The sequence below is a fragment of the Microcoleus sp. S1D4 genome (assembly GCF_036700765.1).
Classification (GTDB): Bacteria; Cyanobacteriota; Cyanobacteriia; order Cyanobacteriales; family Microcoleaceae; genus Microcoleus.
Genome location: NZ_JAUBPP010000008.1, coordinates 93,770 through 117,703 on the forward strand (window position 1 = coordinate 93,770; position 23,934 = coordinate 117,703).

General features: G+C 47.0%; 22 protein-coding genes and 1 tRNA gene. 5 read left to right on the plus strand and 18 right to left on the minus strand.

Annotated elements, in window-relative coordinates; genetic code table 11:
- The first annotated feature begins 126 nt into the window (after positions 1-126).
- From QT998_RS10765 to QT998_RS10775, 3 genes are all read left to right on the plus strand, one after another.
- Complete coding sequence (locus QT998_RS10765) at positions 127-444, plus strand: hypothetical protein (protein ID WP_333114564.1); 318 nt, start codon at positions 127-129, stop codon at positions 442-444.
- A 115-nt stretch (positions 445-559) separates the two neighbouring features.
- Complete coding sequence (locus QT998_RS10770; RefSeq protein WP_333114567.1) at positions 560-853, plus strand: hypothetical protein; 294 nt, start codon at positions 560-562, stop codon at positions 851-853.
- 32 nt (positions 854-885) lie between these two features.
- Entirely contained in the window at positions 886-1,155 is a 270-nt protein-coding gene (locus QT998_RS10775) for a flagellar alpha dynein (RefSeq protein WP_333114569.1), read from the plus strand.
- A gap of 82 nt (positions 1,156-1,237) precedes the next feature.
- Here QT998_RS10775 and QT998_RS10780 read toward each other — a convergent pair.
- The 16 genes from QT998_RS10780 to QT998_RS10850 all read right to left on the minus strand — a co-directional run bounded on the left by QT998_RS10780 (position 1,238) and on the right by QT998_RS10850 (position 19,527).
- Positions 1,238-1,319 (minus strand) — tRNA-Leu (locus QT998_RS10780).
- Positions 1,320-1,449: 130 nt separating this feature from the next.
- Positions 1,450-2,178 (minus strand): peptidoglycan-binding domain-containing protein, encoded by a 729-nt coding sequence (locus QT998_RS10785; protein WP_333089445.1) that lies wholly within the window; start codon positions 2,176-2,178, stop codon positions 1,450-1,452.
- 389 nt (positions 2,179-2,567) lie between these two features.
- Positions 2,568-3,059 (minus strand): glycosyltransferase, encoded by a 492-nt coding sequence (locus QT998_RS10790; RefSeq protein WP_442921960.1) that lies wholly within the window; start codon positions 3,057-3,059, stop codon positions 2,568-2,570.
- Positions 3,060-3,188: 129 nt separating this feature from the next.
- Positions 3,189-4,712 (minus strand): carboxypeptidase M32, encoded by a 1,524-nt coding sequence (locus tag QT998_RS10795; protein ID WP_333089528.1) that lies wholly within the window; start codon positions 4,710-4,712, stop codon positions 3,189-3,191.
- Positions 4,713-4,791: 79 nt separating this feature from the next.
- On the minus strand, positions 4,792-5,994 hold the full coding sequence (locus tag QT998_RS10800) for a tetratricopeptide repeat protein (RefSeq protein ID WP_333089443.1): 1,203 nt from the start codon (positions 5,992-5,994) through the stop codon (positions 4,792-4,794).
- Between the two features lie 266 nt (positions 5,995-6,260).
- Positions 6,261-6,623 (minus strand): type II toxin-antitoxin system Phd/YefM family antitoxin, encoded by a 363-nt coding sequence (locus QT998_RS10805; protein WP_333114572.1) that lies wholly within the window; start codon positions 6,621-6,623, stop codon positions 6,261-6,263.
- A gap of 35 nt (positions 6,624-6,658) precedes the next feature.
- Positions 6,659-6,772, minus strand: coding sequence for a TPR end-of-group domain-containing protein (locus QT998_RS27470; RefSeq protein WP_442921540.1), 114 nt, complete (start codon positions 6,770-6,772; stop codon positions 6,659-6,661).
- Positions 6,751-7,725: a tetratricopeptide repeat protein gene (locus QT998_RS10810; RefSeq protein WP_333114575.1), complete on the minus strand. Its 975-nt coding sequence runs from the start codon at positions 7,723-7,725 to the stop codon at positions 6,751-6,753. Before QT998_RS10810 ends, QT998_RS27470 begins: the two co-directional genes overlap by 22 nt.
- A gap of 128 nt (positions 7,726-7,853) precedes the next feature.
- Positions 7,854-8,456, minus strand: a complete 603-nt coding sequence (locus QT998_RS10815; protein WP_333114577.1) for a Uma2 family endonuclease — start codon at positions 8,454-8,456, stop codon at positions 7,854-7,856.
- Between the two features lie 143 nt (positions 8,457-8,599).
- Positions 8,600-9,118: a Ycf51 family protein gene (locus QT998_RS10820; RefSeq protein ID WP_194008530.1), complete on the minus strand. Its 519-nt coding sequence runs from the start codon at positions 9,116-9,118 to the stop codon at positions 8,600-8,602.
- A gap of 245 nt (positions 9,119-9,363) precedes the next feature.
- Entirely contained in the window at positions 9,364-10,422 is a 1,059-nt protein-coding gene (locus QT998_RS10825) for an adenylate/guanylate cyclase domain-containing protein (RefSeq protein WP_194065816.1), read from the minus strand.
- On the minus strand, positions 10,419-10,793 hold the full coding sequence (locus tag QT998_RS10830) for a response regulator (RefSeq protein ID WP_333089432.1): 375 nt from the start codon (positions 10,791-10,793) through the stop codon (positions 10,419-10,421). The genes QT998_RS10825 and QT998_RS10830 overlap by 4 nt, the downstream gene beginning before the upstream one ends.
- Entirely contained in the window at positions 10,786-14,466 is a 3,681-nt protein-coding gene (locus QT998_RS10835) for a response regulator (protein WP_333114581.1), read from the minus strand. Before QT998_RS10835 ends, QT998_RS10830 begins: the two co-directional genes overlap by 8 nt.
- Positions 14,467-14,555: 89 nt before the next feature.
- Positions 14,556-15,032, minus strand: a complete 477-nt coding sequence (locus QT998_RS10840; RefSeq protein ID WP_333114583.1) for a transposase — start codon at positions 15,030-15,032, stop codon at positions 14,556-14,558.
- Positions 15,033-15,113: 81 nt separating this feature from the next.
- Positions 15,114-17,627, minus strand: coding sequence for an MASE1 domain-containing protein (locus QT998_RS10845; RefSeq protein ID WP_333089428.1), 2,514 nt, complete (start codon positions 17,625-17,627; stop codon positions 15,114-15,116).
- A gap of 583 nt (positions 17,628-18,210) precedes the next feature.
- Positions 18,211-19,527: an ABC transporter substrate-binding protein gene (locus QT998_RS10850; RefSeq protein ID WP_333114586.1), complete on the minus strand. Its 1,317-nt coding sequence runs from the start codon at positions 19,525-19,527 to the stop codon at positions 18,211-18,213.
- Positions 19,528-19,925: 398 nt separating this feature from the next.
- Here QT998_RS10850 and QT998_RS10855 point away from each other — a divergent pair, with 398 nt between their 5' ends.
- Positions 19,926-20,504 carry a Uma2 family endonuclease gene (locus tag QT998_RS10855; RefSeq protein ID WP_333089426.1) on the plus strand — a complete coding sequence of 193 codons (579 nt, stop codon included), beginning with the start codon at positions 19,926-19,928 and terminating at the stop codon, positions 20,502-20,504.
- Positions 20,505-20,541: 37 nt separating this feature from the next.
- Positions 20,542-21,552: a methionyl-tRNA formyltransferase gene (fmt, locus tag QT998_RS10860; RefSeq protein ID WP_333089424.1), complete on the plus strand. Its 1,011-nt coding sequence runs from the start codon at positions 20,542-20,544 to the stop codon at positions 21,550-21,552.
- An 89-nt stretch (positions 21,553-21,641) separates the two neighbouring features.
- Here the strand turns inward: fmt and sbcD are convergent, their stop codons facing one another.
- A complete protein-coding gene (gene sbcD, locus QT998_RS10865) occupies positions 21,642-22,895 on the minus strand; it encodes an exonuclease subunit SbcD (RefSeq protein ID WP_333089422.1) in 1,254 nt (417 codons plus the stop codon).
- A 66-nt stretch (positions 22,896-22,961) separates the two neighbouring features.
- Positions 22,962-23,606: an SMI1/KNR4 family protein gene (locus tag QT998_RS10870; protein WP_333089421.1), complete on the minus strand. Its 645-nt coding sequence runs from the start codon at positions 23,604-23,606 to the stop codon at positions 22,962-22,964.
- Positions 23,607-23,934 lie beyond the last annotated feature (328 nt).

Below are 23,934 nucleotides of genomic sequence, written 5' to 3' on the forward strand. Positions count from 1 at the left end.
ATTGACGGCTAAACTTTATCCCCCTTAACTGGGGGATTTTCATGTCTACAAATCTTGTAGACAAAATGTTGACAGTGTAGACAGTTGCCTGTTATTGTAGACAAATACTGTATACAAGTGTCTACAATGAGTCAAAGTCAAGTCGTATCGTTTAGAGCTTCCGGTCACTTCCTAAACTGGATAGAGGCTCAGAGGTTAGACGGTGAGTCGGTTAATCAAGCAGCACAACGCATTCTCAAGGAAGTCTCAGGTACATCTACAGTGCCGTCTACAACCTTGTCTACAGATTTGTCTACACGAAACAATGATAGCGTCGCGTCTACAAATGTTGTAGACATTGTAGACAAGGCTGTAGCCGATTGTATTGCCCCACTAATTCAACGAATAGCTGCCATTGAAGAACGTCTGGAACAACTCGGTGTTAGCCTACTAGACAACCACTAGACACAGTGCTAGCATATAACTAGACAACCACTAGACACAGCGCTAGCATATAACTAGACAACCACTAGACACAGCGCTAGCATATAACTAGACAACCACTAGACAGGTACTAAACATGACAGACAGATGCCAGCTTAACTTGAGATTGGACGGTCGCCGTGACTTGCTCGAAACCATTAAAGATGTCGCAGCAGCAGAGGGTTTGAGCGTCAATGCTTGGGTAGTGCGAACTTTAGAGCAAGCGGCCAACCAGGCAGTATCAGCGCCGACAACCCAACATCAAACACAAGTGTCCGAAATTTCGGACATCGAACCAGTGCTAGACAACTTGCTAGACACTAAGCTAGACACTCTGCTAGCGGCTAAATTAGCAGGGATTGAAGAACGCTTGGGAAAATTGAGTGCCTGAGTGACGGCAACGATGAATCACTCAGGCAGGAATTGAAAGCGGCCAACAAGCAACTTACAGAGTGGGATGCAGAACTCAATCAGTTACACGAGCGCAACGGCGATTTGGTTTTAGAAGTTCAGATGCTGAGGCAAGAACTCAAGAAAGAACGCGCCGATCGGGAAGCAAATCAAAACTCAGCTCCGACCGACGCGGATTTTCCAGAGCCGGCAGACTTGCTCAACCAGTTGAAAGCCAGACGCAAAAAGTCCGGGGCAAACTTGGCAGATATAGAGGTGCTTTTGGAAATACTTAGCACCTAAAAGAGCGAAGGATGAGCGGACAGCGTAAGTTTTAATGGCGTAACAAACCTGAAACTATTGATGTACAAAGCATTGAGTTTAGTGCGGATAAAAGGACTTGAACCTTCACTCCTTTCGGAACCAGAACCTAAATCTGGCGCGTCTGCCAATTTCGCCATATCCGCATTTTGACACCGAACTAACATAGCACAGCACAAAGCCATGCGTCAAGAGCCAGAAACCCGGTTATTTTTGGACACCGGGTTCAATCATGAATTATAGCCACAGCAATTTTCCGTATATTTAACTCGTCACTTAGTTTTGCCCGATCGCCTTCCAAGTGATTTCGTCAACCACGCCGTCAACCGTCAAACCCTTATACTCCTGAAAGCTCTTGACAGCCGTAGTAGTGCGAGTGCCAAAAATCCCGTCAATCGGGCCCGGATCGTAACCCTGCATTTCCAAACGCACCTGTAGCGTCTTCACCTTAGAACCCGCCGCGCCTTTAGTCAGAGCAGTTGCAGGATTTGTCGGAACCGAAGCACTCTTCTGAACTCGATCGTCGCTTGGAAGTGCAGCATTGCTTTGCAAACTTTCGGGAGCTGACACCGGATCTGCTGCTAAAGCAGTCCAAGTTTGTTTATCCACAATACCGTCGGAATTCAAACGCTGAGACTTCTGAAAAGCACTCACAGCCGATTTGGTGCGAGAACCGTAGGAACCGTCGATCGTCCCGATCGCAAAACCGTGAACTTGCAACCGCTGCTGTATGGCCGCAACTTCAGGCCCATCTGCTCCCGCCGAAATAGTTTTTTCCTTTCTCACAGGCTGCTGCTCCCCTGAATAAAAAGGCTTATTAAACATACCTCCTTGGGAATTTGCCTCCGGCTGTGTAGACGCACCAGGATCCGCGGGACTCACAAAGTCTCTGCGGTATTGTTCCTGAACAAAGGGTTTGGAGTCGAAGGCTGCATTTGCCTTTTTGGTCAACCCAGGAGCGAACAGAGCTAGCAAGCTAAAAATCGTAACAGTAGTTAAACGCATAAGTTTCATCCTGTTGGTAAAGTTTGACAAGGTTTCCCTGTTTTCATGTTTCTCAATCTCATTGTATTACCCGGATCGCTTTCTAAGAAATATCTTTCCAGGCCTTTAGAAATTCGGCAATGGGACCGGAGCGGTCAGAAGTTGCTAGTTGGAAGTTACGAATTGAAAGTAGGGGCCGTTTCGCGCTATTCCTTAGAAACCGGGTTTCTGAGGAGATGTTTCGTTACCAGAGTCAATATTTTCGTAGAAACTGGGTTTCTTAGCAATAGTCCTACGGTACAAAACCGGCTCTCCTTCACAAATCTTTACTAGCTGGTTTTGTACAAAGTCGATCGCTCCGAGGCCAACTTTTTTCTCTCAACCGGCCCCTACAAATCCCAAATCGCCACTTATCGGTTCGTGTGTTCTGCCAATAAAGCCTTCGCTCTCGGCTTGTAAATCAGATAAAACAGCTCTTCTATATAGCGGAGCATATCTTCGCGGTTTTCCTGAGACGAGTAGTTCCAAAAACCGTAAGTCTTGGCCAGAGTCAGCAGCCTGCTAGTATGAATTTTCCAGGTATAGGTGCTGTAAACTAGGTCAATTCCTCGCGTTGAAATTTCATACCAATAGTTAGGATTTTGTTCGCATTTCGATAAAAAATCGAGAATTTTTTGGGCAGTTTCCTGGTGGCTTGTCTGGTTGATATAAAACCCATTTACCCCATCTTGAATAATTTCCAGCAGGCCGCCAAACTGAGTCCCAAAAGTCGGAATACCGGTAATCATTGCTTCGAGAATTGTCAAGCCGAAAGCTTCAAATAAAGGCGGCTGAACAAATATACCTTGGCCGTCGGCGATTACCCGGTAGATTTCGCCGGACAGGCTTTTGGAAAGCCACACTCCCCTGATTTGATTTTTTTTTATTTGACCTAAAAAATAGAGCGATACTATCTGAGTATCGCCCTATTTTTTGGGGCTGGTACTTTTTTTAATCTCATTGTAAAGTTTGCAATCAGAAATTACTATCCCTCAAATGACATAAAATTCCCCGTATTTGTGGCGAATGTAGCGGACAAAAGGATCGATAGTTAAAGGTGAACCGGTCACGCGATCGATCAATTCAACTGCAGTGTATTTGCGGCCGTGCTGGTAGATGTTTTGTTTGAGCCAGTCGTGGAGTAGAGTAAAGTTTCCCTGTTCTATTTGTACGGTAATTTCGGGATTGCTTTTGACTGCGGTTTCGTAGAATTGAGCGCTCATCAAGTTGCCGAGGGTGTAACCTTGGAACATTCCGCCGATCGTCCCGACGTACCAGTGAACATCCTGCATCGCACCATCGCTGTCGGTGGCGGGGACAACGCCGAGATCTCTTTTATAACGTTCGTTCCAGGCTTCGGGGAGGTCTCGGACTGCAAGTTTGCCCTCTACCATTGCCAATTCTAGGTCAAAGCGGATGGCGACGTGGAGGTTGTAGGTTACTTCGTCGGCGTCGGTGCGGACGAGCGATCGCGAGACTTTGTTAATTGCCCGGTAAAATGTGTCAGTGGATACCTGTCCCAACTGTCGCAAAAATACGCCTTGGAGTTGCGGGTAAAAACATTCCCAAAAACCGCGGCTGCGCCCGACCAAATTTTCCCAAAGCCGCGACTGGCTTTCGTGCACGCCGGAGGAAATGCCGCCAGCCAGAAGCGTACCTTCAAATTCTGGGGAATTGCCGAGTTCGTAGAGGGCGTGTCCGGCTTCGTGGATGCTGCTGAACAAAGCTTGATCCAAATGATCTTCGTAGACGCGGGTGGTGATTCGCACGTCGTCTATGGAGAAGTTGGTCATGAAGGGGTGGAGGGTGGTGTCTTGCCGTCCGCGCTGGAAATCATACCCCATCCGTTCTACGACTGTGCGGGTGAATTCTAGTTGCTGGGCTTCTGAGAAGTATTGATGCAAGCAGGAGTCGTCGGCGACGGGTTGAGAGGTGATCGCTTCGACTATTGGGACTAATTCTTGACGCAGTTGGGCGAATAGGGGGCGCAACAGGGATACTTTCATGCCGTAGTCGCTGCGATCGATCAAAGGATCGGCGATATGTTCGTATCCGGGGAAAAAGTCGGCGTATTGCCTACTTAATTCTAGGGTTTTTTCGAGATAGGGTTCGACTTTTGCGAAGTTGTTGTCTGCTTTGGCTGTGGCCCAAGCTTCGTAGGAGTCGGCTTGGTGGCGGCAGAGTGCGGACATGAAGGCTGCGGGGACTCTGGCGGCGCGATCGTAGTCTCTGCGGGCGATGCGGATCAGGCTGGCTGGGATGGAGTCGTAGGGGAGGGCTTGTTCGTAGAAACGCAAGTCTTCTAGGAGTTCGCCTATTTTGGGGTCAGTAAATTTTTCGTGGGATATTTGTTTGAGAGTGGCCAACTGGCGGCCTCTGGCGGTTGCACCTTTGGCGGGCATATAAGTCGCCTGATCCCAATGCAGCAGCGACGAGGCTGATTCGATGTCAGTAACTTCTCTGAGGTGGGCTGCAAGTTGAGCAAATTTTGCTTGAGTTTTGTCTAGGGTTTGCATGATTGGCGTTGGAGGTACTGTTTTGCCTAAAAAGGTTACAGTGCGGCATTGGTATCCATCAATCATTGCTACCCTGAAATCAAGCTAAAAACCGCACTTCTTCCCGTATTGTACGCAATTTCGAGTCATTCTGGCAGAGTTCACGGTATTTCTTCGGATTGAGCTCGATCGCCCTTGATAGATTTTCGATCGCCTTGCTGGTGATGGTTGCTAAAGCTTCGGGGTTGTTTGTACCATCGCCTGCTGCTTTTTCTAGGAGGTAAATGCAAGCTTTTTGATAGTAAAGATTTGGGTCGTCGGGTTTGAGTGCGATGATTTTATCGTAGGACTCTCTGGCTTCGGTAAATCGTTGGATTTTTTTGAGGGCAACGGCGCGGTTGTACCACGCTTCGGTGTTTTCTGGCTGCAACTCTACGGTTTTGTCCCAAGAGGCGATTGCTTCTTCAAACCGCTGTAAGTTGGCCAAGGCCAGGCCGCGGTTGTACCAGGTTTCGCTATTCTCTGGCTTGAGTGCGAGGGCTTTGTCCCAGGAGGCAATCGCAGTTTCAAATTTTCCCATTTGGGCGATCGCGGTGCCGCGTTTGTTCCAGACTTCGGGGGAATCCGGCCGCAGTTGCAGGGTTTTGTCGTAGGAGGCGACGGCTTCGGGGTAGAGTTTTTCGTCGGCTAGGGCGACGGCGCGGTTGTACCAGGCTTGATGCAAGTCTGGTTTTAGTTCGATTGCTTTGTCGTAGGAGGCGATCGCCGCTGTGTTTTGGCCGGAGGTTTTCAGGGCTAGCGCTCTATTGTACCAAGCTTCGGAGTAGTCTGCTTTGATGGCGATCGCTTTGTCGTAGGAGTCGATCGCTTCTGATAATTTTTCCAAATTTACCAGAGTGTTGCCGCGGTTCGTCCAAGCTTCGTGATAGTTTGGCTGGAGTTTGATCGCCTGTTCGTAGGAGGTGATGGCGTCTGAGAGTCTGTCGATCTTCCGCAAAATGTTGGCGCGATTGTACCAGGCTTCTGGATTGTTTGGTTGAATTTTTAAAGATTGGTTGTAGGCCAATATGGCTTCGGGTAGCCGTCCCAATTTTCTGAGGGCTACGCCTTTGTTGTACCAGGCTTCGTAAAATTTTGGTTCGAGTTCGATCGCCTTTGACCACGATTCTAGCGCGGCTGACAAGCGTCCCATTGTTTCTAGGGCGTTACCGCGATCGTACAGCGTTTGAGCTTTTTGGGCGTTGACCGATCTGGATTGTTCCCCCGAGTCGATCTGCTTTTCTATGCTGGCTAATTTCTGCAAGGGGTTTCACCTCATTATTTTTTGTAAAATTGTCGCTTTTTCTTTATATTGATTAAGTTTTCGCTGTCGATCGCAATTGATCGATCGCCTATATTTGGTTATTTATGGCAATTTTATAGTAACTCTGCAATTTTTTCAACCTTTTCTAATCTATTATACGCAAGTTTCTTGTTTTTAGGTATAGATTAATACTATTTTTTTTCATAAATTGCGTAGAAGCGTAAAAAGGGCGATCGCACTCAGGTATCACAAACCTCACCCAAGATTTAAATGTCTTTTTCAGGGTCGAGAATCGAACCAAAATTAGGCTCTATCGCTACTGTTTTAATCCATTCTGAGTCGTGGAAGGGCAAGCCATCAGCTAAAGTGTAGATATCTTCCGCTGAGTCTCTCAGAGAATCAAAGGCTGGATTTGCGATCGTAGCTTTTAGCCATTCATATTCTTGTAGTTTTGCTTTATCAATTAGGGCTGCTTCTAGGACTTTCAGTCGCTTGAAATCTGCATAAGTAATAATAGCAGCGATCGCCCTTCCTTCCTGTTCTATGACAATTCGTTCTCCAGTATCCTCGACATAGGCGATGAGTTCGGGAAATCTGTCATTGGTTACGGTTACATTTAGTTGAGTCATCTTTTACCTCACTCTTAATTATTCTCTCAAACTATCTATCCTTGAATCAAGGCTTGAAACCGAGTATGCGATCGAATGCTGTCAAAATCCGAGTCAGTTTTTGCCATTTCTCGGTATTTGTCAGGATTCAGATTGATGGCTTGCTGCAAATTCTCAATCGCTCGGTCAATTTGACTCTGTAACGCATAGCAGCAAGCCTGATGATAAATTTGAGATCTTTTATATTGTACCAGACTCGATCTCTATCTGGTTTGAATTCTAAGGCTTTGTCGTAGGAGGCTATTGCATCTTTAAGCCTACCTAAATTACCCAGTGCATAGCCCCGATTGTACCAGGTTTCGTGGTTCTCTGGTTTGAATTCTAAGGCTTTGTCGAAGGAGGCGATCGCATCTTTAAGCCTGCCTAAATTACCGAGTGCAAGGCCCCGATTGTACCATACTTCGTGTAGATCTGGTGTGATTTCTAAGGCTTTCTCATAAGAGGCGATCGCATCTTCAAACAGGCATAAATTATGCAATGCAAGACCGCGGCTGTCCCAGGCTTGGTGATAATCTGGTTTGATTTCTAAGGCTTTCTCGTAAGAGGCAATCGCATCTTCAAGCCAGCCTAAATTATTCAGTATATAGCCCCGACTATACCAGGCTTGGTGATAATTTGGTTTGATTTCTAAGGCTTTGTCGTAGGAGGCGATCGCATCTTCAAGCCTTCCTAAATCATTCAGTGTATAGCCCCGACTATACCAGGCTTCGTAGTCATCTGGTGTGATTTCTAAGGCTTTGTCGTAGGAGGCGATCGCATCTTCAAGCCTGCCTAAATTACCCAGTGCATAGCCTCGATTGTACCAGACTTCGTGGTTCTCTGGTTTGATTTCTAAGGCTTTGTCGTAGGAGGCGATCGCCTTTGTATATTCTTCAGCATAGCCGTACAATAAAGCTTGTTCAAAAAACAATTCAGCTTTTTGTTCTGGTGTTTGCCCTTCCTCATCAATTAAAGCTTGAATTCCGATCGATTCCCGTTTCAGTTCTTGCGGGGTTAAAGCTAGATAATCTTTTTTATCTAGTCTCTCCCAACAAGCTTCGCTTTGTTCAATTTTTTTAGTCATAATTGGATATTTGTTTGTAAATTTTAAAGTAATTTTTGTAGACCATCTTAGTCTATTATAGAGAAACTTCTTTTGAAAAAAAGCGATTTCAATCGCCTAATATTCTAGAGGATAACGAACTAACAAAACTAAGCTAACAATACCCGATCGGCATTCAAAACTAATTGTGGAAAAATGGACGAAACAATTTGTTCGTCACCTCTAAACTGACTCCGTTCATATTTTCCTTGAGCATTTAGCGAAAACACAAATACCGTCGGCATTTTTGGGTTTCCCAAATACTCTCTTTTGCCGATCGCTAAATAATCAATAATCCAGTATTCAGAAATACCTAAGCGTTCATATTCATCTAGCTTGTCAACATAATCATCTTCCCAATTAGTTGATACTACCTCCACAGCTAACTGAATCGGCGATTCGAGTGCGGTATAGGATTTGCGTTCGGCACGCCACAAAGTGCGATCGATAACACTGACATCAGGCACTCGTCCTTGCTCTATACCTTCTTTTGTGGTAGTTTGGATCGTGATGCCTCGTTTTACTACATAGTTGAGTTTTAGCCGATCGCACTCTTGATAAAACTGTCTATCTGCAAATTCAGCAACATCATCGTGATTTCTGGTAGTTGCCATTTTGACAATTTCTCCGTTCACCAATTCATAAACACCATCTTCCGGGCAAATTGTAATAAATTCGTTAAATTTTAATTTTTGTTTCGTGATTGCAATCATTTTTTTAAATTATCCCTAAAATTGGAGGCAGAGCCTCTGGATCTGCGTTACCAGGCAGAGCCTGGTAACAAGTAGTTTCTTAGTCTCGCGTTGCGCTGACTTTGTTTGTTTAGACGCGATTTCAATCGCCGAATAATTGATTTTTAGGCTTGATACTTTTTCAGAATAGCAACTTTTTCGGGGTAGATGTCGATCGCCATTTTCTCATCATATCGAGTCGCTAGCGATCGCCTCACCTCGCCCAAAAACAGCGGCTGCGACAGCCCGGGCTCTGGATGTACGATCGTCCGAACGCGGATAGTCATGTAGTCTCTTCCGCGTCCAGAACGCCCTGGAGAGTACAAATCCGCCGCCGCTTGCTGCATCGTTGCTTCTAACTCCGATTCAGTAATCGAAGGCGGCACCGTAACAACTGTTTGAGCGCCGCCAGTATCGTAAACTAAAGAATAGCGCACCGCGCCGGGAATTTCCGTGCGCGCAAACAGTCCCAAACCAAGACCAAATATACTCGCAGCAATTACGGCCATAAAGCTAGTCACTCCGACCAAACGGAAGCGAAAACCCCATTTGAATATAAATGCTACGATCGTTAAAACAAACAAAGCCGCTGTCAGAATTCCTGCCCATTGGGCATACATTAATAGGTTAGAATTTACGTTCATTTGAGAATTATCTAATTGTTGACTGTTGACTGTTGACTGTTGGCAGTTGAGTGTTGGCAGTTGAGTGTTGACTGTTGACTGTTGACTGTTATTTGTTAGTTGTTATTGGGAATTGAGAAGTGGGCTCTAGCGTTGTGGAGGGATTGGGAATTCGTAGCAAGTAACCAATAACCAATAACCAATAACCAATAACCAATAACCAATGACCAATGACCAATGACCAATGACTAATGACTAATGACTAATTAAGCCTTTCGGCCCACAAGCAAATAAGTCATCATATCGCCTTTACCCTTCACTGGAATCACGCCGCGCTCTTGGAAAACGTACTTGTCCTGCAGGCGTTCGTAGGTAGCAACTGTCACCTGAATGCCGCCCGGTACCCCTTGAGATTCCATCCGCGAAGCTGTATTTACCGTGTCTCCCCACAAATCATAAGTAAATTTTTTAGTACCAATTACCCCAGCTTCCACCGGGCCCGTGTTGATGCCGATGCGGATGCTGAGCGGCTGACCTCCCTTGGTTTGCATCTTAGCGATGGCTGCTTGAATGTCGATCGCCATTTCGGCAATGCTTTCGGCGTGGTTGTCGCTCGGTTTAGGCAAACCGCCAACCACCATATAAGCATCCCCGATCGTCTTAATTTTCTCAAGCCCGTAGCGATCGGCCAACTCGTCAAAAGCTGAAAAAATCTCGTTGAGCAACTCTACCAACTGGGCCGGCGACAAATGAGCCGAAAGCTTCGTAAAACCGACCAAATCGGCAAACATGACTGTTACCTCAGCAAAACTGTCGGCGATCGTGCTTTCCCCTTCTTTGAGGCGCTGGGCGATCGGAGCTGGTAAAATATTTAACAGCAAACGTTCCGACTTTTCCTTTTCCTGTGCCAACTCCCGCAAATAAGTTTGCTCCTTATCGCGCAGCCGCTTCTTTTCCAGACAAGCACTAATCCGAGCCTTGAGCAATACCGGATTGAAAGGTTTAGAAAGATAATCCTCCGCCCCCAACTCAATACAGCGCACAATACTGTCGATATCGTCCACCGCCGAAATCATAATCACCGGGATGTGGCGCAAATTCTCGTCAGCCTTGAGATTTTCCAGCACCTGATAGCCGTTCATTTGCGGCATCATAATGTCTAGCAAAACTAAATCAAAAGGCTCGCTACGCATCATTTCCAGAGCTTGGAGACCATCCTCAGCAACAGTCACTGCGTGGCCTTGACGCTGAAGTCGGCGAGCCAGCAAATCGCGGTTCACCTCATTGTCGTCAACAACCAGTACATTGCCCTCATCACCTTTCATTTCATGGCCTCTTTCAGAAGCGTTTCAATCTTGCTCAAGAGTCGGGGAAACTCCACTGGTTTGGTGTCGTAGTCGTCGCAGCCGGCCGCGAGACACTTTTCACGATCGCCCGCCATTGCGTGAGCCGTCAGCGCAATCACCGGAATCGTCTTAGTTTCTGGGGCCGCCTTAATTTGCTGGGTTGCTTGCCACCCGTCGAGCACTGGCAGACTCATATCCATTAGAATCAAATCCGGTACTTTCGCCATCGCCATCGACACTCCCTCGGCACCGTCCACAGCAATAAAGACCTCGTGTCCCTTGCGGGCCAGACGCCTAGAAAGCATATCTCTATTCATTTCGTTGTCTTCGACCAACAGGATTTTAGCCATTGGTGTTCTCCTTGCCTTTCGAGTCGTACCTGCGATCGAGCCTTTCATTTACTATAGAGCGAACATCGCGCAGCAAAGTATCGCAACTGTAGACTCCCTTTTGTAAAACCCGATCGACATAGCCGTTTAGCTGCTCCCTTTCGGCGGTAGTCAGGTCTTTAGCAGTAATAACGACGATCGGTATAGGATCTTCAGAATGCGACTTGCGAAGTTCGGCGATCAATTCAAAACCATCCATTTCTGGCAGCATCAAATCCAGCAAAATCAGGTGCGGGCGAGCAAGTTCTAGCTGTTCGAGAGCCGCCTGTCCGCTGTCAGCTTCCGCCACTGCCCAACCTTGTTTTTCTAGTATGCGCCGCAGTATGTTGCGAGTGGCACCGTCATCTTCCACAATCAATATTTGACAGGGCAAACTTTTAGCCACAACGCCGTCTCGGTCGCGTCGGTACTTATTCAACAAAGCAGCCAGCCGTTTGCCGTCCACGGGTTTGGTGAGGTAGTCCGAAGCGCCCAACGCAAAGCCGAGGCTTTTGTTGCCCACAAAGGATAGCAGGATTACGGGAATCTCGGCAAGCTCTGGATCTGCCTTCAGCGCCGAAAGCACCGCCCAGCCGTCCATTCCCGGCATCATCACATCCAGGGTAATCGCATCTGGCCGCAGTTTCTCGGCCAGCCTGAGAGCTTCCTCGCCACCGCCGGCGACTTCTATGTGCAGTCCTTGGCGGGCCAGGGCGCGCTGGATCAAATCCTGGGAGATGGGGTCATCGTCAACTACCAGCACCGTGCCGACAGCGGGTGCGTCCTCCGTTCTCGTGCTGTCGCGGGTTGGGCTGGGAACGGACGGCTGTTGGATGGCGCTGGGCAAAAGTACGGTGAAAGTCGTGCCTGCGCCCAAGGTGCTGCAGGCCTCAATGCTGCCGCCCATCATCTGACAGAAGCGCTGGCTGATAGCTAGTCCCAAACCCGTGCCGCCATACTTGCGGGTAGTTGAGGCATCTGCTTGGGTGAAAGGTTGGAAAACTCGCTGCAATTGGTCTGTTGTCATGCCGATGCCGGTGTCGGTGACGCGGAAACTGATAAATTCAGAGTTGGCAATTAAAATTTGGGAAGATTCCTCTTGATTTTGCATTCTTAATTGTTCATTTTTAATGCTTTCGACTGCGATCGCAATTTTCCCATTTTTAGTAAACTTGGCAGCGTTGCTCAGCAGGTTCAGCAGCACCTGCCGGACTTTGGTCATGTCGGCGTGCATCGTGTGGAGATTGTCCCGACAGTACACTTCTAGGATGTTGCCATTTTTCTCGATTAGCGGCTTGGCCGTGGCGACAGCGCTTTCAATTAAGGTATGGATGTCGAAGGTTTCTAAGTAGAGATCCATTCGACCTGCTTCTATTTTAGATATATCTAGGATGTCGTCGATCAGGGAAAGCAGGTGTTTGCCGGCGCTGCGGATTTTTTCGAGATCAGAGACGGATTCGCCGGCGCCCAATTCTTCGGCTTCTTCTTTGAGCATTTCGCTGTAGCCGATGATGGCATTGAGGGGCGTTCGCAGTTCGTGGCTCATGTTAGCGAGAAATGTGCTTTTTGCCCGGTTGGCCGATTCTGCTGCTTCTAGGGCCGACTGCATGGCGGATTCTGCCTGTTTGCGATCGGTAATGTCTTCGACTGTGCCTTCGTAGTACAAAACCCGGCCGCTTTCGTCGCAGATGGTGCGGGCGTTTTCCGAAATCCAGATTGTGGTGCCGTCTCGGCGGTATATTTGCGATTCAAATTTTGAGACTTGGCGGCCGGAGTTCAATTGCGCCAGAAATTCGGCGTGCTGGTTGGGGTTTAGGTAAATGTGGCGGTTGAGGTTTGCGAGTTCGGCTAACATTTGCTCAACTGTTTCGTAGCCGTAAATCTCGGCTAGTGCGGGGTTTGCCTTGAGGAATCGCCCCTGTGGGGTGGTTTGAAATATGCCTTCGACTGCGTTTTCAAAGATGCTGCGGTAGCTTGATTTCTCTTGCTGCAAGGCTAGTTCTGCCCGCTGGCGTTCTAGGGCATTGGCGAGCATTTCCCCTACCATTTTTAGAGGAGTTAATATTTCGGTGGATCGACCTGTTGCGGGTTGGAAGCTCTCGAATCCGAGAAATCCTATTAGGTTTTCACTACAAGTTAGGGGAATAATTATCAGCGATTGCAGATTGTTTTGAGGTATATTTAATTGTGTTTCTGGGGAATGTGCGATCGCATTTGTTGAGGAAGTTGCTACTTTTTCCGTGGTTTGGGATGGGAACTCGGTCAGGACTTCTGGTAACTTCTTGCCTTGAAAATAGGCAATTTCAGTTTGTACGGGGGGAGGGAGTCCATCGATTTCTGTGATGTGGAGGTCTTCGGCGCGATCGAGCTTTTCGGCAATCCAAGGAATTCTGGCGATGTCTATTTGTTTGTGGCTGCTGTCTTCTTCTCTTTCCAAAATGCCGTCGCTACACCATTCGTAGGTTTTTTTGGCGCTGGTTTTGTCTGCTGATAACAGGTAGATGTAACTGCGGTCAAATCCGGTGAAGGTGGCGATTGCTTCCAAAGTGCGATCGATAAATTTGCCTGTTTCCAAGCTGGGCTGGCTGATGAAATTGATTGACAAACTCGCAATCAACTGATTTAATTCTACTCTATCCTGCAAAGAGCGTTCTACTTTTTGGCGATCGGTAACGTCTCGAAAGCTCCAGACTCTGCCGGCTGTGTTTGCTCCGACTTTTGAGGGTAGCGAATTTAATTCGAGGATTTTTCCGTCTTTAAGTTCTAATAATTGGCTGATTTGAGCCTCTGGATTTGCCGACAGTTCTATTAAGTCTTGAAGAATATTTGGGGATTTTTTTAATTGGCGTGCTGCGAAGGTAAACCATGTTGCGACAGAGCTTTTGACCTTGCCTAGCGCCGACTGTCTCAACTTTTCTGCTACTTGAGACAAGCCCCACATTTCAATAATTTTATGATTAAAATTGCATATATTGCCGTTGCTGTCAACAGCGAGAATTCCGGCATCTGTAGATTCTATAACTGCTTCCAGCATCGAGAGCGATCGCTTGTGTTCTGTCATGTCAAAAAACACCAAGACTGATATTTCGCTCCCGTCAATTGCTGGATTGAAAAAATAGGAAACTGGTAATTTTTTGCCGTCGCTGCACAGAAATTCGTCGTCCCAATTGCTGCAAGGTTGACGGTGGGCGATCGCCTGTTGTAAAGATAGTGTAGGTGCGATCGGTCGATGTTCGCTTTTGCTTGCTGACTGTTTCCCGGCCGTCAAAACTTGGGATTTTTGGCCTTTGTTTTGGTTGCTGTTGATGCGAGACAGCAGGGAAACACGCCAAAGTTCTGACTCCCGCCACCCCAGCAAGCGTTCGGCTTCGGGATTCCAGGAGAGGACAAACCCGTTTCGATCGAGGATACACAATCCCGCCCCCAAACTGTTGAAAGTCGATCGCAGCCGATCGAATTCTGAAGCTGTTGGAGAGTCTGGAGGAGGCTGGGGCGAGGGGGTCGCATCCTGCAAAGCCACCTGTTCTTGCTGACTCTGAGTTTCGTCATAGCTACAACTTACCTGTTCTAAAAATAGCTGCCACTGCTGTGCGTTGGGAGGGGACTCGCCGGCTAAACCGAGTTGTTCGAGTTGGCGCTGGAGGTGGGGGTGCATAATTTCTGGCGCTTTGTAGCAATTTGTTCTAGTATATCTTTTTAATTATTGACACTCCCCGCGCTAAAGCGACGGGGATTCTTAAAAAACTACCAAACGGCAATTCTTAAGGGCGCTGTCAAGGCACCTCTACCAACTCCGCTAAGGTCAAGACCTAGCATTGTTGCTACTTTTCGTATGATATTGCCCGCTGCGTTACAGTCTGCATTAATGTACCAATTTTGTAAATTAGTTCGATACAGTCCACGCTTAATTCGTCTACCAGACTCTTTCCACCCATCGGGTTTTGCACCGATTGCAGGCAGGAAGTCACTGTCAACAAATGAAGCTTTTGATGTGTAGCTTTCCTCTGTTTCGATGAATCTAATTCCATACTTTTCGCAGAGCTGAGAGATTCTAGTTTTCAATCTACCAGTAGGAATTTGTACGAATTTTGGATTAGTTTTTGCTCCCATATTTACGCCATTTTTCTGACCGTTGTTCCAACCAAAAACAACAGTACCAATTTGGTTTTTTAGGTAGTGATTAATAACTATTTTAGCCACCTTATTTACCGCATCACGCATATATCAAATTTTTAGATTGTTTTTTGCCGGGAAACGAAATAATCGATAAATAGCAGAAAAAAATCATCTTCACAAAAGACTCTATTTATCATAATTTTCGAGGGATAACGAAGTTTCGTTTATAATAGCTGGCAGCCGAATTGTAAAAGTAGAACCTTTATCTAACTCGCTGCAGGCACTAATGTCTCCGCCCATCATTTCGCAGAATTTCTGAGTAATCGTCAAACCTAAACCAGTGCCGCCGTACTTCTTAGTAGTTGAGGAATCGGCTTGGGTGAAAGGATCGAAGATTTTGGCTAACTGTTCGGAATTCATGCCAATGCCGGTATCTTTGACTGTAAAAACGATCCAATCTTGAGAGGAAGACAATAGAGACGAGCTATTTTCAGTTTTGTCTCCTCTATAGGCTGCAAGTTTTTTGCGTCTCTTGGCAGCTTCGGCGGGGGTTTCGGGGGAGCGAATAACGGCGAAAGTAATGGTGCCGGAGCAAGTAAATTTTGAGGCGTTGCTGAGCAGATTGAGCAGGGATTGCCGCAGTTTTGTTAAGTCGCTCTGCATGGAGCCAATATCTTCAGGGCATTGTATTTCTAATATATTGCTATTTTTGTCGGCCATCGGGGCGATCGTGGCGATCGCTTCCTTAACTAGATTTAAAATGCTGAAGGTTTCGAGGTGTAAGTCGGTGCGGCCTGCTTCAATTTTAGAGAAGTCCAGAATATCTTTGATCAGCGCTAGCAAGTGCTGGCCGGCGGTGTTAATTTTCTGGAGGTCGTCGATGAACTCTTCGTCTACAGGAATCTCTCGGGCATCTTCTTGCAGGAGCTCGCTGTAGCCGATGATAGCGTTGAGGGGTGTACGCAATTCGTGGCTCATGTTGGCGAGAAAGATGCTTTTCGATTGATTTGCGGCTTCGGCGGCTTCTTTTCCCCGACGGAATTCTTCGGAACGCAAGCGTTCGGTGATGTCGCTGGTCATGATTAAAACGCACTGAGTGCTGCCGAGGTCGATGAGTTCCGCTGACAGCAGCCAGTCGCGCACTTCCCCGGCTTTGGTGCGAATTTTGATTTCTTGGTTGCCGATCGACTTTTGTGCTTGTAACATCTTCGTGATGCGATCGTTGTCTTCTGAATTGACCAACATTCCTATGTCGCTGACGGTGCGGCCGATAAGTTCCTGCTGTTCCCAGCCCAAGGATCTCAAAAAGCTTTCGTTGGCATCGAGGAAGCATCCGTCTGTGACAGTGCAGATGCTGATGCCGACTGGGGAGGCGTGAAAGGCTTTGGAAAATCTTTCTTCTGAAGAACGCAGGGCTGCTTCGGCGCGCTTTCTGTCTGTGATGTCTTGGACGGTGCTGGTGATGTACAGGGAGTTGACGGCGGCTTGTTCGCAGACTGTGCGTAGGCTGCCGTCGGGGAGCACTATCCTGTAGTCGATGCTGTAGGACTGTTGTTGAAATAACGCCGCTTCGATCGAGCTTTTGACTAATTCTCTGTCTTCGGGGTGCACGTATGCCAAGAAGGCTTCGAGGCTGGGTTCCAGAGTTCCCGGCACCTCTCCCAGGATGCGGTACATTTCCTCTGACCACCGCAATTGCTGGGTGTTGCGGTGTAAGTCCCAGTTGCCTAGCTGGGCGATGCGTTGGGCGTTGGCGAGGCTGGCTTCGCTGGCGCGGAGGGAGATTTCTGCTTGGCGGCGTTCGGAGACGGTGGCTGCTAAAACTAAGCCTGTGACGGCGATGACGGCGATGAAGGCTTGCAGGGAGAGGAGTGCTTGGGGGATGCTGCTGGAGTGTTTGAGAAAGGGGCCGCTGCCTCGGGCTATGCCCCAGATGGCGAAGCCGCAGAGGAGGAAGTTGGAAATGGCCGTGTAGCGCTGGCCGAATCGAAAGGCTGCCCAAACTACTAGGGGAAATGGTAGGTATTCGAGGGGATAGCGCGCGTAGGCGGCGCGGGTGCGGGAGCAGAAGACGAGCCAGCCGACGGCTACTAGCAGCAGCAGCCAAATCGCTCGTTCTATCATCTGTTTGCGATTTATGGGGACTTTGGGCAATTTGTGCCATGTCAGCAGCAGCGGGGCGACGAGCAAAATTCCCATTGCGTCTCCTACCCACCAAGTCCCCCACATCGTGCCAAAATTGCTCCAGCTAGATAAGCCGGTCAAGCAGACGACGATGCTGCCGATGGTGGAGTTGATTAGGGTAGATGCGAAGGCTGAGAGTCCGACTATTCCTAAAATGTCTTTGAGCCGATCGAGTCTGGCGTTAAAGTTCATGCCCTGCAGCAGATAGGTTCCCGTCCACGCTTGCAGGGTTCTGGCGCAGGCAGAGATCGAGGCGACGGCGATGTTGGCCGACGGTATGCTCATGCTGAACAGGAAGCCTCCGATCGCAATTCCCGGCCACATTTTGGGGCCAAACAGCAGCAGGGCGACTTGGGCAATTCCTGCAGCCGGCCACATGGGGTAGATTTCTGTACTCAGGGTGAGGGTGGAAACTGCCAATTGCGATGTCACATAGTAGATCGAGGCGATCGCGCCTACTGTGAGGAAGTACCGCCAGGAATGTCCTTTGATTGCGTTAAGGAACTTTTTCTGCATTGTCGTTTGGGGAAAAGGTGGACGGTTGTTCGGGTCTCAGTAGGCGGCACGGGATTGGTACTGGGTAGCAAAAATGTTTCTATTAAGTGATGGTAGGTTATGGGTGGTAGGTAAGGAGAGAACCTTTTAAGATAATTTTTTGTGGAGTCGTTGAGGGTGTGGTTTTTTTCTGTGCGGTGTAATTAACATCAAGAGGTGTTGGAAATATCCTTTTTTGCCAATATAAACGCACAGACTAGACTTTTTGCAGATATTTTTTATTAGGTCAATTGCAGGTGTTGGACATATCTAGGCATATCTACGCAGATTTAATGGAGGAAAGCGATTGAGTGTTGTTGCTCATCTATTAATCAATACGGTTCACTTAACATATTTATGCCCCGGAGATCCCCCTAAATCCCCCTTAAGAAGGGGAGTAGGGGTTGACTTTGAGGGCATTCTGATCCCCCCTTTTTAAGGGGTGTGCCAGGGAGATCGTCTTAAGTAAACCCTATTGATCTATTAATCATAGCGATTCTCAACTAAGTGGAGCGATCGCCAGTTGTTTGACCAATTACTTTTTTCCCAATTATCAATCTGTATTTTACTTGGTCATATCTAAGGTTAGTGTCAAACGCTCTTGAGCTTCTTTGAGAGCGTCTTGGGGGTTTTGGCCCAGAAGGGTTGCTTCTATGGCGCGGCCTGCATTTTCTGACAGGCGGGAGTAACCTGAGATGATGGGGCGCGATCGGGCCGAGTTCATTTGTTCTAAAAATACTCGCAAAACAGGGTTTTTTTCCACAAAGCTTTGATAAGCTTTACTCTGTCTCGATTTTAAGTTAATTGGCAAGTAACCTGTTCCCAAAGCCCAGGCTGTTTGGAATTCTTCGCCGAGCACGTATTCTAAGAATTCTAGGGCCGCTTTCTCGCGTTCTGGGGAGGTTTTCATTAAAAATAGGTTTTCACCCCCAACAACTGCTGCGGGGCGTTTGAGGGCGGGTATGGGCATCACTGCGTAGTCGATCGCGCTTTGCTGCAATTGTGCTAGAGTCCAAGGCCCGGTGATTTGCATTGCAACTTTGCCGGCGATGAAGTTGTCGAGTTCGTAACCGCGTTCGGGTGCTGACAGTATTGCTGAACCTTCTGTTAATAAGTCGCTCCACAATTCTAAGGCCGCCAGAGCACCGGGATTGTCGATTTGCGGTACGGAAGTTTGAGGTGAGGCTGCCAAGAGTTCGCCGCCGGCGCTGAACATGAATGGCAGCCAGGTAAATACTGTCCATTCTCCTTTGCCTAGGGAGAGCACTATGCCGTGTTGGTCTGGGCGGCCGTCTCCGTTGGTGTCCTTCGTGAGCGATCGGGCTACTTGCTTTAATTGCGCCCAATTCTGCGGCACTTGTTCGATTCCTGCTGCTTTAAATAAACTAGGACGGTAAAATATGGCAGCGTTGTTTGTCGCTAGGGGAACCGACCAAATATGTCCGTCGAGTTCCATTGACTCGAACAATGCCGGATAGATTTCGGATTTTCGGGGCGATTTTTCCAGCCATTCTTCTAAGGGTTGAATTGCGTTTAGTTCGGCTAATTTTCCGCCAATTGTGGGAACGTTCCACAGCAAATCCGGCGGTGCATTTCCTACTATTGATGTGAGGATTTTTGGCATTTGTTGGTCTGGCTGTCCGATGTAAATTGGTTTTACTTGGATGTGAGGATGTGTTTGGTTGAATTTGTCCGTGAGGGTTTGAAATACGTCGCGATTAGGCGGGGGATTGATACCGTGCCACAGGGTTATTTCGATTGTGTCGCTGTTTTTTGAAGTGTTTTGGCAGCCGCTTAATATTAGTAAATTTAAGGCAACCAAAAGGCATAAAATTAGTTTGAACTGCATTTTAATTGTTTTGAATAATTTGGATGAAATCATTTTTTAGTAGCCTTCAGTGAAGAAAAAATTTTTTAACCGCAGGTGGACGCGGATGGTTAGAGGTTGGTGAAACTGGTTGAATCTAAGAAGTCTGGGAGGAGTTGATTTGTCTCTCCTTCAGAAGGATTTTGGAACAAAACGGTGAAATCTCCGGTTCCTAGTCTATATTGTTGTCAGGTGCGATCGCAATTTTGCTTATGAATTTTGGCTTGGTTTTGGTTGTAGCCACAAAATGCCAGGATTGAAAAACAGGGATTGATGACAGCGTGAATAAAGTTTTATAGTTCTGGGATATCTGCAAATAAGCTGCGGCTGAATTTCAGCAAAAAATTCGACATATTTTCCATTTTTTGGGAGATATGATAAGATTTAGTTTAGCAGTAAACAAGGTAAATAACATGATAATTCCTAGTGTAGAACAGTTAAATTTAACTTTGGAAGAATGGATGCAAAATCCTCCAGACGGGACGGAGTGGGCGGACGGTAAAGTTATAGTCAAACATCCTGTAGAATTTGTCAATGGAGAAGTAGTGGGGAAACCGGGAATGACTGCAAAAACTCGCCGCATTCAAGCTAGATTAGTACGATATTGGGGCATTTACATGGACTCAAGCGCCCAAGGGGGCGAGGTTTATGTGGAAGTTACTTGTCAAACTCTGAAAAAAGGGCGGATACCAGATGTATCTTATATTACTCCTGAACTGTTGGCGCAAGTTGGGGAGTTTTCAGTTTTGCCCCAGAGTTTTCCGCTGCTAGCTGAGATTGTTTCGCCTAGCGATTTTGCTGATGATGTTTTTGCCAAGGCGCAGGAGTATTTGCAGTCTGGTTGTCTGGAAGTTTGGCTGCTGTTTCCTAAGAGTAGTTGGGTGTTAGTAATTACTCAAGGTGCGACAGTTTTATTTAAGCCCGGTGAGGGGGCGAAAACTCAGGTTGTGTTGCCAGGTTTTAGCGTGGCGGTGAATGAGTTGATGGCGTAGTTTTGTTGGTATTATTATAAAAACTAACTAAAAATCTATGAAAATTGTTTTTTTTGGTACTCCCGATTTTGCTGTTCCTACTTTGTCCGGTTTGCTGAGTCATCCAGAATTTGAGGTGGTGGCTGTGGTGACTCAGCCGGATAAGCGCCGGGGAAGAGGCAATAAATTGATGCCTTCACCTATTAAAGATGTGGCTTTAAATCACAGTCTCCCAGTTTTCGGGCCGCGCCGAATTAAGAAGGATGCGGAAACTATTGCTATGTTGCGGGAAGCGGAGGCTGATGTTTTTGTGGTGGTGGCTTACGGGCAGATTCTTTCTCAAGAAATTCTGGATATTCCTAGTTTGGCTTGCGTTAATGTTCACGGTTCAATTTTGCCGAAGTATCGCGGGGCGGCACCGATTCAGCGCTGTCTTTTTGATGGGGAAAAGGAGACTGGGATTACTACTATGCTGATGGATGCTGGGATGGATACTGGGGCGATGTTGTTGAAGAGTTTTGCTGGGATTTCGCTGTTGGATAATGCTGATTCTTTGGGGGATAGGTTGGCGGATGTTGGGGCGGATTTGTTGGTGGAAACTTTGATATTATTGAGGGATGGGAAGGTTGATGCTGTTGTTCAAGATGATGCTGAGGCGACTTATGCGCCGATGATTAAAACGGCGGATTTTGTGCTGGATTGGTCGCAAAGTGCGATCGCGCTTCATAATCAAGTTAGGGGCTTTTACCCGGATTGTACTACGACTTTTCGCGGTAATTCTTTGAAGGTGATTGCTACTGTGCCACTAGGGCCGGAATATTGGCTGCAAATGCCGCCGGAGTTGAGGGTTTTGGAACGCGATTGGCCTGTTTTGGATCAGTTATCGGGCGTAAATGGGGAGGTTGTCAGGGTTGTGAAGGGCTTGGGGGCGATCGTCCAAACTGGCGATGGTTTGCTATTATTGCGAGAGGTACAATTGGCGGGGAAAAAGGTGCAGTCTGGGGTGGATTTTGCCAATGGAACTCGGTTGGTGGCGGGCGAGGTTTTTGGGATGGTTGAAGTTAAGTAAATGAGTGGTAGGGAGAAACCGGGTTTCTGCGAATCATTTGGATTGAGTACGAAAAATATAGGAAGAAACCCGGTTTCTGAGATTGTCACCTAAAATCCAACCAAAACTTCCTCCAAAACTTCCTCTTTTCCGCCTAACAAACCCTGCGCGGCCTCTAACATACTCTCAGAAAAATCTTTCAAATCTTCCCGACTTGCTAAATAAGTTTTCAAAGCTTCTAAAGGTTCTATACTATTATTAGCATTCAATTCTGGCAACCTCGGCCTCGCTAGCTGACTGACTAATTCCGGTTGGATTGTGTAGCTGTGGGCTTCGCCCAGAAGTGCGTGCAATTCAACGTTATCAATTAAGTCTAATTGTTCCGATCGCAATTGGTAAACTAATCTCACCACAGCATCTTGGATTTGCTTCTTCCCAATGGCTTTAACCAAGTCAGCTTGCGGGTTTTCGGATTCAGACACCTTTACCTTAATCGTCAGAAACACTCGCACGGGTAACGCGCAAAATTCCCACTCAGCTTTCCCTCGTTCTAAATTAACTAACACAAAACCTTTGTCTTCTTTCTCTTCGCTAAAATCAACTCGTTCGATGCTTCCCGGATAAATTACGGGCGGATTGTTGGATAAATTCAGATTTTGGTGTTTGTGAACGTGACCGAGGGCTACGTAGTCGAAACAAGGGCGTGTTAGCATGGAAACGGGTATGTTAAAACCTTTACCAACTGCTAAAAAACGTTCCGCGCCCAAGCTTGCTTTATCTGCCATTAAGTGCGCTAATAGTACGGTGGGAATTTCGGGGTTGAGACGGCGGATTTCGCCTTCTAGGGCGATCGTCAGTTTTTCGGTTAATAATTGGTTAACATCGCCCATAGAAAGGCTTTCAGTCTCCGATCGCGTCATTAAGGTCGATCGCGTCAACCAAGGCAGTGTAACCACCTGTACTGCGCCGTTGCGGGTGTGTATGAGGTGAGTTTCCAGGCGATCGCCTACAATAAACTTAGGTATCCCCAAAGTCCGGTAAATCCCCAAACTCGCGCCGCCCTGTCCCTGGGAATGTTGGTCGTGATTTCCTACTAGCAAAACCGTGGGAATTTGTGCGTCAACCAAGCGACTGAACTGCCGCGCAAAAGCCTCTTTTACAAATGGTGGCGGCGTTGAATCGGGGAAAGCATCGCCGCCGAATATAACTAAATCTACGGGTTCAGAAATTGCCCTGTCCATACATTTACTCAAGGTAGCTGCGAAGTCTTCCAGCCGCGTATTTAAGCCTGTTTCTGGGTTGACGCGGCCGTGAGAAAAGCCACTTCCCATGTGGATATCTGAAAGGTGTAAGATTTTAATCATTGTTTTCTTTGTGAATTGTAATTGAGGTTTGTAGTGAGAACTGAAGTCCTTACTTTGCCAAGTATTTTATGTATTTCTAGGTGCTAATTCGACGCTGTGTCGATTGGGATTGATGCGTTTATCGATCGCAAAAATTGCCTTTTCTTCCTCCAAACCGATTTCGTGAAACTCTTTAAACAAACATTCTAACTCAATTTTTGCAATAACAGTTTCCAGCCACTTATCAAAGGAATCGCATTCAATGCTTCTCAAAGGTTCGTTTTTGCACTCAAAACTGATAATTTGTCCCGGAGTGCCGTCAAAACAGCCTTTTGTATCCACAACCCGCAGCCACAAATCATCTACTTTCATAAACGGAATCCATGCTTTGTTCCAATATTCTCCGGGCTGCCATTCTTGAAAATAAACTTGACTCTGGGTGTCCCAAAATTTTTTCTCCTTCACAATAGATGCCAAAGATAAAATACTCCTGCCGTGTTCAAAGGGCAACAGCCACTTATTTTCTGAACTCTCATAAGCCGAACCGTTATACCAGCGATAAAAATCATAAAAAGTTTCGGGAAGCGATTGTTGGTAACGATTTTTAAATAAGTCGATTTCCGTTTCAATTGCACCAGAATTTAGCAAATTTTGCGCGTCTGGACAGTAGCGCTTTAAGGTTTGGGCGAAGGTACGAACCAGAGGATTGCGGGGCTGAAAAAGTTGTTTCATACATCATAATATCATGCCGGGGACTTTTTGATAAATTTGGGCGATCGGGCAGCGAAAATCTATACTTGTCAACTCTAATATCAATTCCGTTAGCATCGGAATTATTCATTTCTCTCTGACCTCTCTGTGTTCTCTGTGTTCTCTGTGGTTAAATGATTCCGATGCAACCGGAAACGATATAACCCATCTCCTTGTCTGTAAATCCGATTTGCCCAAGTTCCCTCAGCATTGAGTCGAAAACATTCAATTTTGATTTCAGATTGATTGATAAGGATGTAGAAATTGTTTTTGCTGAAAAACATTGATTCGTCTTATTTTCTTCAGTCTG

What these genes read in the sequence shown, in the direction of transcription:
- fmt (WP_333089424.1), top strand. Translation starts at nt 20,542, where the DNA reads ATGAAAATTGTTTTTTTTGGTACTCCCGATTTTGCTGTTCCTACTTTG.
- QT998_RS10765 (WP_333114564.1), top strand. Translation starts at nt 127, where the DNA reads ATGAGTCAAAGTCAAGTCGTATCGTTTAGAGCTTCCGGTCACTTCCTA.
- QT998_RS10770 (WP_333114567.1), top strand. Translation starts at nt 560, where the DNA reads ATGACAGACAGATGCCAGCTTAACTTGAGATTGGACGGTCGCCGTGAC.
- QT998_RS10835 (WP_333114581.1), bottom strand. Translation starts at nt 14,466, where the DNA reads ATGCACCCCCACCTCCAGCGCCAACTCGAACAACTCGGTTTAGCCGGC.
- QT998_RS10815 (WP_333114577.1), bottom strand. Translation starts at nt 8,456, where the DNA reads ATGATTGCAATCACGAAACAAAAATTAAAATTTAACGAATTTATTACA.
- QT998_RS10795 (WP_333089528.1), bottom strand. Translation starts at nt 4,712, where the DNA reads ATGCAAACCCTAGACAAAACTCAAGCAAAATTTGCTCAACTTGCAGCC.
- QT998_RS10850 (WP_333114586.1), bottom strand. Translation starts at nt 19,527, where the DNA reads ATGATTTCATCCAAATTATTCAAAACAATTAAAATGCAGTTCAAACTA.
- QT998_RS10785 (WP_333089445.1), bottom strand. Translation starts at nt 2,178, where the DNA reads ATGCGTTTAACTACTGTTACGATTTTTAGCTTGCTAGCTCTGTTCGCT.
- QT998_RS10810 (WP_333114575.1), bottom strand. Translation starts at nt 7,725, where the DNA reads ATGACTAAAAAAATTGAACAAAGCGAAGCTTGTTGGGAGAGACTAGAT.
- QT998_RS10840 (WP_333114583.1), bottom strand. Translation starts at nt 15,032, where the DNA reads ATGCGTGATGCGGTAAATAAGGTGGCTAAAATAGTTATTAATCACTAC.
- QT998_RS10845 (WP_333089428.1), bottom strand. Translation starts at nt 17,627, where the DNA reads ATGCAGAAAAAGTTCCTTAACGCAATCAAAGGACATTCCTGGCGGTAC.
- sbcD (WP_333089422.1), bottom strand. Translation starts at nt 22,895, where the DNA reads ATGATTAAAATCTTACACCTTTCAGATATCCACATGGGAAGTGGCTTT.
- QT998_RS10855 (WP_333089426.1), top strand. Translation starts at nt 19,926, where the DNA reads ATGATAATTCCTAGTGTAGAACAGTTAAATTTAACTTTGGAAGAATGG.
- QT998_RS10870 (WP_333089421.1), bottom strand. Translation starts at nt 23,606, where the DNA reads ATGAAACAACTTTTTCAGCCCCGCAATCCTCTGGTTCGTACCTTCGCC.
- QT998_RS10805 (WP_333114572.1), bottom strand. Translation starts at nt 6,623, where the DNA reads ATGACTCAACTAAATGTAACCGTAACCAATGACAGATTTCCCGAACTC.
- QT998_RS10825 (WP_194065816.1), bottom strand. Translation starts at nt 10,422, where the DNA reads ATGAAAGGTGATGAGGGCAATGTACTGGTTGTTGACGACAATGAGGTG.
- QT998_RS10820 (WP_194008530.1), bottom strand. Translation starts at nt 9,118, where the DNA reads ATGAACGTAAATTCTAACCTATTAATGTATGCCCAATGGGCAGGAATT.
- QT998_RS10830 (WP_333089432.1), bottom strand. Translation starts at nt 10,793, where the DNA reads ATGGCTAAAATCCTGTTGGTCGAAGACAACGAAATGAATAGAGATATG.